Consider the following 12,188-nt stretch of genomic DNA (forward strand, 5'->3'; position numbering starts at 1 on the left):
AGGCATGAAGACCCCACACGCTATCCGAATCACGCTGGCCCTGCTGCTCGTCACGTCCCCGGCGTTCGCGGCCGGGCTCGATGCCCAGGAGCAGAAGGTCGTCGCCAACGTGAAGCGCCTGACGCCCGATGCGCTCAAGCTGCTGGAGCGCAGCGTGCTCGTCAACAGCGGCACGCTGAACCCGGCCGGCGTGCGTGAGGTGGGCTCCCTGTATGGCGCCGAATTCGAGGCCCTGGGCTTCAAGACGCGCTGGGTCGACATGCCGGCCGAGATGAAGCGCGCCGGCCACCTCGTCGCCGAGCGCACCGGCAACCAGGGCAAGCGCCTGCTGCTGATCGGTCACCTGGACACCGTCTTCGAGAAGGACAGCGCCGTGCCGCCTTGGGCCGCCGACGGCAAGCGCGTGCGCGGCCAGGGCGTGTCCGACATGAAGGGCGGCGACGTCATCGTCCTGCTGGCGCTCAAGGCCTTGAATGAGACCGGTGCGCTGAATGGCACGACGGTGCGGGTCGTCTTCACCGGCGACGAGGAACGCGTGGGCCATCCCGCCGAGGTGGCGCGGGCCGCATTGATCGATGCCGCCAAGCAGAGCGACGTGGCCCTCGCCTTCGAAGGCGCCACCCGCGACGACCAGGGCCGCGACGCCGCCACCATCGGCCGCCGGGCTTCGGGCGGATGGCATCTGACGGTCACGGCACGCACCGGCCACTCGGCCGGCGTCTTCGGCAAGGACGGCTATGGCGCCGTCTACGAGGCGGCCCGTGTGCTGAACGCCTTCCGAGAGCAGCTCATCGAGCCCGACCTGACCTTCAATGCCGCGACCCTGGTGGCCGGCACCAGCGCCAAATGGGATGACGGTGAAAGCCAGGGCCAGGCCTTTGGCAAGACCAATGTCATCCCGCGGGACGCGCAGGTACGCGGCGACCTGCGCTATCTGACCGCCGAGCAGGGCGCCAAGGCCAGGGAGCGCATGCAGGCCATCGTCGAGCAGGCCCTGCCCGGCACGCGCTCCAAGATCAGCTTCAACGAGAGCTACCCGCCGATGGCGCCCACGCCAGGCAACCTGAAGGTGCTGGAGGCCTATTCGGCGGCCAGCGCCGACGCCGGCCTGGGCGCTGTCGTGGCCTTCCCGCCCGGCCAGCGCGGCGCGGGCGATGTGCAGTTCGTCGCGCCCCTCGTCGACAGCCTGGACGGCCTGGGCGCCGCGGGTGGCGGCGCCCACACGCCGGACGAGTGGCTGGACATCTCGTCCATCGAACGTGGCGCCATCCGCGCGGCGCTGCTGATCTACCGCCTTACGCGCTGAGCCTCAGACGGCGGCTTCCAGCACCGCACGACTGACGTCCAGCGTCACATCGCCGTGTTCGCCGAGCTTCGTCATGCCATGGGCCTGCAGCTTGGCCAGGATGGCGTCCAGCCGCGGCTCGGTGATGGCGTGGCCCGACAGCCGCGTGGGCACGCCCATGCGCTCGAAGAAGGCGCGGGTCGCGGCGATGGCGGCGTCGATACGAGCGTCCTCGCTGCCCTCGCGCAGGCCCCACACACGCTCGGCGTACTGCAGCAGCTTGGCGCGCTTGGGCGCGCGGCGCGCCGCCAGCATGGCGGGCAGCACGATGGCCAGGGTCTGCGCATGGTCCAGGCCGTGCACGGCCGTGATCTCGTGGCCGAGCATGTGGGTGCTCCAGTCCTGCGGCACGCCGGCGCCCAGGTAGCCGTTGAGGGCCATGGTGGCGGCCCACATCACATTGGCGCGCGCGTCGTAGTCGCTCGGCTGCTCCAGCACCTTGGGGCCTTCTTCGATCAGCGTCAGCAGCAGGCCCTCGGCCATGCGGTCCTGCACCTTGGCGTTGACCGGGTAGGTCAGGTACTGCTCGATGGTGTGCACGAAAGCATCCACCACGCCGTTGGCCGTCTGCCGCGGCGGCAGGCTGTACAGGGTGCTCGGGTCCAGCACGGCGAAGCGCGGGAAGACCTTCTCGGAGCCGAAGAAGAGCTTGTCGCCAGTCTCGCGGCGGCTGATGACGGCGCCGGAGTTCATCTCCGAGCCGGTGGCGGCCAGGGTCAGCACCACGCCAAGCGGCACGGCCGACTTGACCTTGCCCTGGCCGGTCAGCAGCTCCCAGGGATCGCCCTCGTAGGGCATGGCCGCGACGATGAACTTGCTGCCATCAGCCACCGAGCCGCCGCCGACGGCCAGCACGAAGTCGATGGCCTGCTCCCGGCCCAGGGCAACGGCGCGCATCAGCGTGGCGTAGTCGGGGTTGGGCTCGATGCCACCGAACTCGGCGATGAGGCGCTCGCCCAGGGCCTCACGCACCTGGGCCATGACGCCATTGGCCAGCACGCTGCCGCCGCCGTAGGTGACCAGCACGCGGGCCCCGGCCGGCACCTGCTTAGCGATGCCGGCGATCTGGCCCTGGCCAAAGAGGACGCGGGTGGGGACGTAGAGGTTGAAGTTGTTCATGACGAGTCTTGGGGTGAGGTTTTGACGGGTCGGCCGCCGCAGTTGCGGCCGGCTGGGGGGAATGCAAGGCCTGTTCAGGCGGCCTGGGGCTGGGTGAACTCGGTATAGCCCTCGGCACCGCCGCCGAAGTAGCTCGACGCGGGGGCGTCGAACAGCGGCCGGTTGTCGCGCAGGCGCGCCACCAGGTCGGGGTTGCCGATGAAGGCGCGGCCGAAGGCCACCAGGTCGGCGCGGCCCTGGGCGGTGGCGTCCAGCGCGGTTTGCCGGTCGTAGCCGTTGTTGGCGATGTAGGCGCCGGCAAAGGCTGCCCGCAGCGCGCGGATGTCGAAGGCGTCGGCATGGTTGCCGGCATGCATCTGGCCTTCCACCACGTGCAGATAGGCAAGCCCCAAGGCGCTGAGCTTGGCCACCAGATAGCCATGGGTCTGCATGGGCGTGCTGTCCAGCGGCGTGTCGCCGATGGCGGTGGACAGCGGCGACACGCGCACGCCGACGCGGTCGGCACCCCAGGCGCCAGCCACTGCCGCGACAACCTCGAGGGTGAGACGGGCGCGGTTCTCGATGGAGCCGCCGTAGGCATCGCTGCGGTGGTTGGTGCTGTCGCGCAGGAACTGCTCCAGCAGATAGCCGTTGGCGGCGTGCACCTCCACGCCGTCGAAGCCGGCGGCCTGGGCGCGCAGCGCGGCCTGGCGGTAGTCCTCGATCAGCCCGGGGATCTCGTCGGTGCGCAGCGCGCGCGGCATCGACGGCGGCTCGAAGCCCTGCTCGGTGAACACGCTGCCACCGGCCTGCAGGGCCGAGGGCGCCACGGGCGCGGCACCGCCTTCCTGCAGGCTCACGTGGGACATGCGGCCTACATGCCAGAGCTGAAGCACGATCTTGCCGCCGGCGGCGTGCACGGCGTCGGTGACCGGGCGCCAGGCCGCGACCTGCTCGTCGGTGTAGATGCCCGGCGTGTAGGCATAGCCGCGGGCCTGGCGGGAGATGTTGGTGGCCTCGGCGATCAGCAGGCCGGCCGAGGCGCGCTGGGCGTAGTAGGCGGCGGCCAGCGGCGTCTGCACGCCGTCCATGCCGGCACGCGAGCGGGTCAGCGGGGCCATCGCGATGCGGTTCTTCACGGCGATGGCGCCCAGGCGGGTGGGGGTGAACAGGGTATTGGTCATGGCGGTCTCCAGGTCAGGGGGTTGCTGAGGCGATGACCGAAGAATGGATGCGCTGCAGCAATTCATCCAATTTATCTATTGAATTCCAGATATTCGCCGTTCAACATATCTGCATGCGCTACGACCTCAATCTGCTGCCCGTCTTCATGGCCCTGATGCAGGAGCGCAGCGTGACCCGCGCCGCGGCCCGGCTCAACATCACGCAGCCGGCCCTGTCCAACGCCCTCACGCGGCTGCGCGCCCTGCTGCTGGACCCCCTCTTCATTCGCGAGCGCTACGGCATGCAACCCACGCCCAAGGCGCAGGAGCTGGCGCCCGTCATCGCCGCGGCGCTGGAAGCCCTGGACGGCGTCATCCTCGGCCAGCAGGCCTTCGACCCGGCGCGTGCCGAGCTGCTGCTGACCATCGCGCCTAACAGCTATGTCGAGTTCGTGCTGGTGCCGGCCATCGTCGCGCGGCTGCGCGATCGGGCGCCAGGCATCCGGCTGCGGCTCACGCCCTTTGGCAGCGACCTGGCCGACACCGGCGTGATCTCCGGCACCACGGCCCTGGTGCTCGGCCGCGTCGTCGACCCGCCCGACAACCTCGTCGTGCAGCACCTCATCGACGACGGGCTGGACTGCATCGTGCGCGCCGACCACCCGACGGTCGGCCAGCGCCTGACACGGGCCCAGTACGAGAGCCTCAAGCACGTCAACATGCTGCCGCCGGGGCGGCTGCGCGTGGGCCTGTTCCAGGCGCTGGAGCGCCAGGGCCTCAAGCGCGAGGTGGCGGTGTCGGTCACGCACTTCCTGGCCATCCCGGAAATGGTGGCCGTGACCGACTACTGCGCCACGCTGCCGCGCCTGATCTGCCGCCACCTGGCCCAGGACCGGCGGCTCAAGGTGCTGCCCGCGCCGGTGGACCTGGGCAGCTTCCCCGTCCACATGGCCTGGCATGTGCGCTACCGCGACGACCCGGCGCACCGCTGGCTGCGTGCGCTGGTGGAGGAGGTCGCCAGGGAAGTGGCGGCGGCTTCCTAAAATCCGGGCATGGCCGCCCGCATTCCCCTCGAACTGCTCGCCCCCGCCCGCGATGCCGACATCGGCATCGAGGCCATCAACCATGGCGCCGACGCCGTCTACATCGGCGGTCCCGGCTTCGGCGCACGCGACAAGGCGCCCAACGCCATCGAAGACATCGCGCGGCTGGTGAAGCACGCCCACCGCTTCAACGCGCGCATCTTCGTCACGATGAACACCATCCTGCGTGACGACGAGCTGGAGGGTGCACGCCAGCAGGCCTGGCAGCTGCATGACGCCGGCGTCGACGCCCTCATCGTGCAGGACATGGGCCTGCTCGAGCTGGACCTTCCGCCGATGCAGCTGCACGCCAGCACCCAGACCGACATCCGCACGCCGGAGAAGGCGCGCTTCCTGCAGGACGTCGGCTTCTCGCAGATGGTGCTGGCCCGCGAGCTGGACCTGAAGCAGATCATCGCCATCCGCGAGCAGGTGCAGTGGGCGACGCTGGAGTTCTTCGTCCACGGCGCGCTCTGCGTAGCCTATAGCGGCCAGTGCTTCATCAGCCACGCCCACAGCGGCCGCAGCGCCAACCGCGGCAGCTGCAGCCAGGAGTGCCGCCTGCCCTACACGGTGACCGACTCCCAGGGCCGCGTCGTCGCCCACGACAAGCATGTGCTGAGCCTCAAGGACAACGACCAAAGCGCCAACCTCGAGGCCCTGATCGATGCCGGCATCCGCAGCTTCAAGATCGAGGGCCGCTACAAGGACATGGCCACCGTCAAGAACGTGACGGCCCATTACCGCACGCTGCTGGACGCGATCATGGAGCAGCGCCCGGAGCTGGCCTCCACCGGCCACGGCCGCTGCAGCTTCACGTTCACGCCCGAACCCGAGCAGGCCTTCAACCGTGGCGGCACCGACTATTTCGTCAACGGCCGCCAGATCGATATCGGCGCCTTCGACAGCCCCAAGCATGCCGGCCTGCCGTTGGGCGAGATCGCGCGCGTGGGCGCCGAGGACTTCGACATCGATACGCGCGATGCTGTCAAGGTCGTCAACAACGGCGATGCGCTGACCTGGTGGGACCGCCAGGGCGAGTTGCAGGGCGTGCCGGTCAACGTGGCCACGCCGCTGGGCGGCACGCGCTGGAAGATCGAGCCCAACCTGTCCCAGGGCCAGGCCTTCGGCGACCTCAAGGACCTCTTCCCCGGCACGGCCGTCAACCGCAACCGCGACATGGCCTGGGAGCGCATGCTGGCCAAGCCCAGCAGCGAACGCCGCATCGCCGTCGACCTCACGTTGGCCCAGGTCAACGAGGGTTTCGAGCTGAGCCTGAAGGATGAGACCGGCGCCAAGGCCGCGGTCAAGCTGCCCCACGCCCACGAGCCTGCGCGTGACGCGAAGCAGGCCGACGCCCAGTTGAAGGAAGGTCTGGCCAAGCTCGGCGACACGATCTTCGAGGCCCGCCGCGTGCGCCTGGCGATGCGCGGCGAACCCCTCTTCCTGCCCGCCAGCAAGCTCAACGCGCTGCGCCGCGACGCCGTGGCAGCGCTGGAGGCAGCGCGCGAAGCGGCCTTCGAGCGCCTGCCGCGTGCCATGCCGGTCGAGCCGCCCGTGCCCTACCCCGAGGACACGCTGAGCTACCTCGCCAATGTCTACAACAGCCGCGCGGCGGCCTTCTACGCCCGCCACGGCGTCAAGGTCGTCGGCGCCGCCTACGAGAGCCACGAGGAGCTGGGCGAGGTGCCGCTGATGATCACCAAGCACTGCGTGCGCTGGTCCCTGAGCCTCTGCCCCAAGCAGGCCAAGGGCGTGACCGGCGTGCAGGGCACGGTGCGCGCCGAGCCGCTGACGCTGACCCATGGAGAAGACACCCTGACCCTGCGCTTCGACTGCAAGCCCTGCGAGATGCATGTCGTCGGCGCCATGCGCAGGAACGTGCTGAAGCAGCTGAATGGCCAGATGAAGGCCGAGCCCATGACCTTCTACAAGACGCGGCCGAGCCCCGTTTCTCCCCGGGCAAATCCGGTCTGATCCTCTCACCGCCGCGGTCGTCGCGGTGACACACTCGCCCTCCATCGCATGGGAGGAGAGACAGGCGTGTCGCAGAACACAAACGGGCCGTTCCGACTGACACGGCGTGGCGTCATCGGCACCGGCGCGGCCGCGGTGACCCTGCTGGTGCATGAGCTGGCCCTGGCGCGGCCGGCCGTGCTGAAGAACCCGCGCGCGCGGCCCCGGCCCGAGGGCAGCCCCGTGCAACCCCAAACGCCGCCCGGCGCGCCCGACTGGTCCGGCGGCCCCGGCAAGGCGCGCTTTCGCATCGACGGCCTGGCCAAGGTCACGGGCCAGAAGATCTACGCCCGCGACTTCCGCGCCGTCGACATGCCGGGCTGGCCGCAGACGGAGCGCATGGCCATGATCCTGCGCGCCACCCAGCCGGGCCTCGCCTTCTCCGGCCTGGACCTGCAAAGCCTGGCGGGCGTGGACGCCGTGCCGCTGCTGACCATCACGCAGACGCCGCTCCCTCCCACCTACCCCTGGCCGCAGCGCGACCTCGCCTCGCTGAACCTCAGCCTGCCCTTCTCCAGCGCCGGTGCCGACGGCGTCAGCCAGCTGCTGGTGCCGCTGGGCACGGCGCCGCAGTTCTACGGCCAGCCGGTGGCCATCCTGATCTTTGCCGACGCCAACGCCTGTCGCCGCGCCAAGCGCGCCCTGCAGTTCCAGCCGGGCGTCGTGCAGACCGGCGGCCTGCCACCGCCGCCGCCCCAGCCCTGGGTGATGGCCTACAGCCCGGTCAACTACCTGACGCGTTACGAGGGCCCCGGCGTCGAGCCCTTCTCGCAGGTGCAGGTGGGCTATGCCTCCAACCCCTACCAGCCCGACTCGTCCAGCCAGCCCTACAACAGCACCGCCCGCCGGCTGCGCGGTCGCATCGACACCGCGCTGCAGGCGCCCCGCCGTGAAGTGCTGCAGCTTGGTGGCAGCTACAGCACCCAGGTGCTGGACCCGATGTTCATGGAACCCGAGGCCGGCCTGGCCTGGCTGGACAAGTCCGGCGGCGGCACCCTCAACCTCGTGCTCGGCACCCAGGCCACCAACGGCGACTCGCTCGACAGCCTGGACCTGTTCAAGGCCTGCCCCAGCATCAAGGTCGGGACCGTGGTGCTGAACTCCTGCTATCCCGGCGGCGGCTTCGGCGGGCGTGACGTGTCCACCTTCCCGCCGCTGCTGGCCGTCACCGCGGCCCTGGCCGATGGGCCGGTGCGCGTCGCCCAGGACCGCTACGAGCAGTTCCAGGGCGGCCTCAAGCAGTTGGCCAGCAACATCAGCCAGCGCATCGCGGTGGACGCGAAGACCGGCAAGTTCCTGGCCTTCGGCAGCCAGCAGGTCCTGCCCTCCGGCGGCCAGAACAACTACAGCCAGTTCGTCGCCATGCTGGCCGCCTATTGCGGCCTCAGCGGCTACGACATCAAGCAGGCCTATGTCGACGCCATCGCCCAGCCCAGCACCGGCGTCGTGGCCGGCTCCATGCGCGGCTTCGGCGGGCCCCAGGCCAGCTTCGCGGTCGAGACCCTGGTGGACGAAGTCGCCGTGGCGCTCAAGCGCGACCCCATCGCCCTGCGCGAGCTCAATGCGCTGCGCGAGGGCGACCGCACCATCACCGGCGCGCCGTTGACCCAGGCCATGACCCTGCGCGAGATCTGCCGCCGCTCGCGCGAGCACGCGCTGTGGCGCGACCGCGAGGCCGTGAAGGCGCGCAAGGCCCGCGAGGGCATCCGCTACGGCGTCGGCTTCGCCCTGGCCAACCAGGCCTATGGCACCGGCAAGGACGGCGTCATGGCCGAGGTCGCCATCGATTCCACCGGCCACCTCACGGTGCGCACCAACTGCGTCGACATGGGCAATGGCTCGGCGACGACGCTGGCCATCTCCACGGCTGGCTGGCTGGGCCACAACGCCCACGACGTCGTCATGGGCGACGTCGCCAGCTTCAATGCGCTCGACGTCAGCACCTACGCGGGCGGCGACTGGAGCCAGCCCAACTGGACGGCCGCTTTCGCGATGTCGAGCAGCGCCTGCCTGACGGCCTTCCATCAGGTCCACGTGACCGAGCAGGCCAGCCAGGTGCTGTTCCAGGCCGGCCTGCTGCCGGCGGCGGCGGCGCTGTGGGGCGTGCCGCTGGCGCAGGTGCAGGGCAATACGAGCTGGCACAAGGGTCATCTCATCGCGGTGGGATTGGCGCCGCTTTCGCTGCCCGTGCTGGCCGCCTTCGTCCACCGGATGAAGCTGACCGCGGCCGCCATGGTCCATGGCTGCTACGAGGGTTCCTGGGTGGCCGGCACCTATGCCCTGCCCGCCGCGCAGTCGCTGCAGCTGCCCATCGACGGGCTGTCGCTGCGCACCGCAGGCCAGCAGGACTGGACGGCTGTGCTGCGCCAGAACGTTGTCCCGCCGAACCCCAAGGCCTCGCTCTACGGCCGCAGCCTGTATGCGCCGTCGGGCGTGCTGGTCGCCGTCGAGATCGGACCCAGCAACCATGCGCCGCGCGTCGTCGACGTGCAGCTGCTGGTGGATGCCGGCAAGGTGCTGCAGCCCGACCTGCTGATGGGCCAGGCCCAGGGCGGCATCGCCATGGGCATCGGTTACGCGCTGCTGGAGGACCTGCCGCTGGAAGCCGGCGGCGCCGGCGACGGGCGCTGGAACCTCGACCGCTATCAGGTCGCGCTGAGTGGAGATATGCCTTTGGCGCGCATGAGCATCACGCCGCTGCCGACCACCGAGACCACGGCCAAGGGCGTTGCCGAAGCGGTGCTCTGCCCCATCGCCCCGGCCATCGGCAACGCCATCGCCCACGCGACGGGGAAGCGCTTCCGTTCCCTGCCCATCACCGCCGCCGACATCGAGAAGGCCCTGTCATGAGCGACCACGTTCACGTCCAGTTCCACGTCAATGGCCGGCCCGTCAAGACCGAGGTGCCGACCGACCTGCCCCTTATCGACTTCCTGCGCGAGGAGCTGGGCCTGTCCGGCACGCGGCTGTGCTGCGGCATCGGCGTCTGCAAGGCCTGTACGGTGGCCGCGCGCCGGGCGCCGACCAGCCAGGCCCAGCCCATGCTGGCCTGCTCCACGCCGGTGGTCCTGCTGCAAGGCCAGAGCATCACGACGGTGGAGGGCACCGGCAGCATGGAGAAGCCCAGCGCCGTGCAACAGGCCTTCCTCGACCACTTCGCCTTCCAGTGCGGCTACTGCACGCCGGGCTTCGTGATGGCCACCGAGATGCTGCTCGGGCGCCTGCGCGCGCAGCCGGTGAGGCGCGACCAGCTCGACGCGGCCATCGAGGACGCCGTCGGCCAACACATCTGCCGCTGCACCGGCTACGCCCGCTACCACCAGGCCATCCGCGCCGTGGTGCTGGCGGAGAAGGGGCTGGTGGTCGCATGAGAGCGCTGTTGTTGCTGCTGCTTGCCGGCGCTGCCCAGGCCGAGACGCTGTTCGAGTACGGGCGCCAGTGTGCCGAGCAGATCAGCGAGATCCCGGCCTTCGACTGCATGGCCGGCGAGGAGATTCCCATCACCGTCGACGGCAAGCCCGTGCCGGCCGACAAGGCAGCGCCCAGCTGCGACCGGCCGTCGCTGCTGCCCCAGGCCGATGCGCAAAGCCAATGCGTGCCCGGCAGCCGTGCCCTGGTGCTGCGCGACGACAAGACGGCCCAGATCAGCGCCGTCTGCCGCAAGCAAGTCGCCCGGCCCGCGGGCAGCCCGCTGTTCGACGAGATCAATGTCATCTCGCACAGCCTCAAAGATGGCAAGACCTGCTGGTTCACCGCCAAGGCCAAGGCGCCTTTGAGCGCGGCCACCGGCATCGACGGCCGTGCCGTGCCTTCACCCAGCACCTTGAAGCGCCCAGCGGTGCCAGCCGACAAGGTCTGGCAGACGCCGCATCAAGTGGCCTGGAGCCAGCCCGCCTGCGTGAACTGCCACGACAGCGGGCCCTTCATGTACAGCCCCTACATCGCGCAGACGACGCAACTGCCGGGCGACCCCTTTGGCTTCTACCAGCCCAAGGCCATCGGCGAGGACTTCAAGCGCGCCTGGGCGCGGCTGAACGCCTTCGGCATCACGACGCGTGGCAACACCTGCACGGCCTGCCATCGCATGGGCAATATGAACTCCTGCCAGGTGGCCATGCAGCAGTCCACCGGCCATGCGCCCCAGGAAGGCGGCGACGAGTGGTCGAAGAAATTCCCGCAATCGCACTGGATGAGCCCCGGCAATCTGCACAGCCAGGCGCAGTGGGACGAGCAGTTCGCCGACAGCCTCAAGAAGCTGGCGGCGTGTTGCGAGAACCCGCAGGGGGCGGGGTGCAGGGTGGTGGAGTACGGGCCGAAGTCAGCGAAGCGCTGAATACCTTCGATGGAGGGCCGTGCCATGAGAGTGAACGGCATCTTGCGCTCCTGGAATGACGAACGCGGCTTCGGCTTCATCGCTCCCGCACAAGGAGGCGCTGAACTCTTCGTTCACATCAGCGCGTTGCCGCGCGATGGCTCGCGGCCCGTTGTCGGCGAGACCGTCAGCTTCGAGCTGGGTCGCGGCAAGGACGGCAGGCCGCAGGCGATCAACGTGATTCGTCTAGCGGTAGGCGCCGATGCGAAGCCGAGCCGTGGGCGCACCGCAACCCGAGGAAGCAAGAGCGCGCTGGAATGGCTGTTCGCAGGCCTGCTGCTCGTCCTCATCGTCGCCGCGGGCAGCTGGGGCTACAGCGCCTATCGAGCGCGTGCCCATCGTCTGCACCTCGAGACCCTGCCCGCGACGACCACGGTGCCAGAATCGCTGCACAGCGGGGAGCGCGGCGCGCAGCTCAGCACGCCGGCCTACCGCTGCGATGGGCGCACGAGCTGCTCGCAGATGACGTCCTGCGCCGAGGCGACCTGGTTCATCAACCATTGCCCGGGCACGCAGATGGACGGCGACCGCGACGGCGTGCCCTGCGAGAGGCAGTGGTGTACCGGCAGCGGCGCCCGATGATGCAGGAGCAAGCCATGCGCTTCACCCACCGCCACGCCACCGAGGCCGACCTGGCTCGCATCGTCGAGATCTACAACGCCGCCGTCGCGACGCGCAGCTGCAGCTGCGACCTCGACCCCATCACCGTCGAGGCGCGGCGCGCGTCCTTCCTGCAGCACACGCCCGACCACCGGCCGCTGTGGGTGGCCGAGGATGCCGACGATCCGGCTGCCGGCGTCATCGGCTATCTGGGCTTCTTCCACTTCATGAACGAGCGCCCCGGCTATTTCATGACGGCCGACCTGGCCGTCTATCTGCATCCGGACTATCAGCGCTGCGGCCAGGGCAGCTATCTGCTGGAGCAGGCGATTGCCGCCGCGCCCGGCCTGGGCATCGAAGTGCTGAGCGCCACCATCTTTGCGTCCAACGCCGGCAGCATCCGCCTGTTCGAGAAGCACGCCTTCGAGCGTTGGGGCTTCATGCCCCGCGTAGCCCGGCTGGAGGGCAGCGAGCGCGACCTGGTGCTGATGGGGCGGCGGCTCTACGGCTGA

The 12,188-nt window shown here is 69.7% G+C and carries 10 protein-coding genes; 8 read left to right on the forward strand and 2 right to left on the reverse strand.

What is annotated here, in order from left to right; all coding sequences use genetic code 11:
• Positions 1-4: 4 nt before the first annotated feature.
• Positions 5-1,306, forward strand: a complete 1,302-nt coding sequence (locus AC3WOE_RS05015; RefSeq protein ID WP_492688720.1) for a M20/M25/M40 family metallo-hydrolase — start codon at positions 5-7, stop codon at positions 1,304-1,306.
• A gap of 3 nt (positions 1,307-1,309) precedes the next feature.
• On the opposite strand, the gene AC3WOE_RS05020 is transcribed toward AC3WOE_RS05015, so the two are convergent.
• Positions 1,310-2,464, reverse strand: coding sequence for an iron-containing alcohol dehydrogenase (locus tag AC3WOE_RS05020; protein WP_492688721.1), 1,155 nt, complete (start codon positions 2,462-2,464; stop codon positions 1,310-1,312).
• Between the two features lie 74 nt (positions 2,465-2,538).
• Positions 2,539-3,627: an alkene reductase gene (locus AC3WOE_RS05025; protein WP_492688722.1), complete on the reverse strand. Its 1,089-nt coding sequence runs from the start codon at positions 3,625-3,627 to the stop codon at positions 2,539-2,541.
• 113 nt (positions 3,628-3,740) lie between these two features.
• Here AC3WOE_RS05025 and AC3WOE_RS05030 point away from each other — a divergent pair, with 113 nt between their 5' ends.
• From AC3WOE_RS05030 to AC3WOE_RS05060, 7 genes are all read left to right on the forward strand, one after another.
• Complete coding sequence (locus AC3WOE_RS05030) at positions 3,741-4,649, forward strand: LysR family transcriptional regulator (RefSeq protein WP_492688724.1); 909 nt, start codon at positions 3,741-3,743, stop codon at positions 4,647-4,649.
• 9 nt (positions 4,650-4,658) lie between these two features.
• Positions 4,659-6,665: a peptidase U32 family protein gene (locus AC3WOE_RS05035; protein ID WP_492688726.1), complete on the forward strand. Its 2,007-nt coding sequence runs from the start codon at positions 4,659-4,661 to the stop codon at positions 6,663-6,665.
• A 66-nt stretch (positions 6,666-6,731) separates the two neighbouring features.
• Positions 6,732-9,554 carry a xanthine dehydrogenase family protein molybdopterin-binding subunit gene (locus AC3WOE_RS05040; RefSeq protein ID WP_492688727.1) on the forward strand — a complete coding sequence of 941 codons (2,823 nt, stop codon included), beginning with the start codon at positions 6,732-6,734 and terminating at the stop codon, positions 9,552-9,554.
• Entirely contained in the window at positions 9,551-10,075 is a 525-nt protein-coding gene (locus AC3WOE_RS05045; RefSeq protein WP_492688728.1) for a (2Fe-2S)-binding protein, read from the forward strand. Before AC3WOE_RS05040 ends, AC3WOE_RS05045 begins: the two co-directional genes overlap by 4 nt.
• On the forward strand, positions 10,072-11,037 hold the full coding sequence (locus AC3WOE_RS05050; RefSeq protein WP_492688729.1) for a hypothetical protein: 966 nt from the start codon (positions 10,072-10,074) through the stop codon (positions 11,035-11,037). The genes AC3WOE_RS05045 and AC3WOE_RS05050 overlap by 4 nt, the downstream gene beginning before the upstream one ends.
• Positions 11,038-11,061: 24 nt before the next feature.
• Complete coding sequence (locus AC3WOE_RS05055) at positions 11,062-11,658, forward strand: cold shock domain-containing protein (protein ID WP_492688730.1); 597 nt, start codon at positions 11,062-11,064, stop codon at positions 11,656-11,658.
• 14 nt (positions 11,659-11,672) lie between these two features.
• Entirely contained in the window at positions 11,673-12,188 is a 516-nt protein-coding gene (locus AC3WOE_RS05060) for a GNAT family N-acetyltransferase (protein WP_492688732.1), read from the forward strand.

The organism is Roseateles sp. FW305-36 (genome assembly GCF_058787015.1).

Excerpts from the sequence above, each read along its gene's own strand:
- AC3WOE_RS05015 (WP_492688720.1), top strand. The coding sequence starts at position 5 with ATGAAGACCCCACACGCTATCCGAATCACGCTGGCCCTGCTGCTCGTC.
- AC3WOE_RS05020 (WP_492688721.1), bottom strand. The coding sequence starts at position 2,464 with ATGAACAACTTCAACCTCTACGTCCCCACCCGCGTCCTCTTTGGCCAG.
- AC3WOE_RS05025 (WP_492688722.1), bottom strand. The coding sequence starts at position 3,627 with ATGACCAATACCCTGTTCACCCCCACCCGCCTGGGCGCCATCGCCGTG.
- AC3WOE_RS05030 (WP_492688724.1), top strand. The coding sequence starts at position 3,741 with ATGCGCTACGACCTCAATCTGCTGCCCGTCTTCATGGCCCTGATGCAG.
- AC3WOE_RS05035 (WP_492688726.1), top strand. The coding sequence starts at position 4,659 with ATGGCCGCCCGCATTCCCCTCGAACTGCTCGCCCCCGCCCGCGATGCC.
- AC3WOE_RS05045 (WP_492688728.1), top strand. The coding sequence starts at position 9,551 with ATGAGCGACCACGTTCACGTCCAGTTCCACGTCAATGGCCGGCCCGTC.
- AC3WOE_RS05050 (WP_492688729.1), top strand. The coding sequence starts at position 10,072 with ATGAGAGCGCTGTTGTTGCTGCTGCTTGCCGGCGCTGCCCAGGCCGAG.
- AC3WOE_RS05055 (WP_492688730.1), top strand. The coding sequence starts at position 11,062 with ATGAGAGTGAACGGCATCTTGCGCTCCTGGAATGACGAACGCGGCTTC.
- AC3WOE_RS05060 (WP_492688732.1), top strand. The coding sequence starts at position 11,673 with ATGCGCTTCACCCACCGCCACGCCACCGAGGCCGACCTGGCTCGCATC.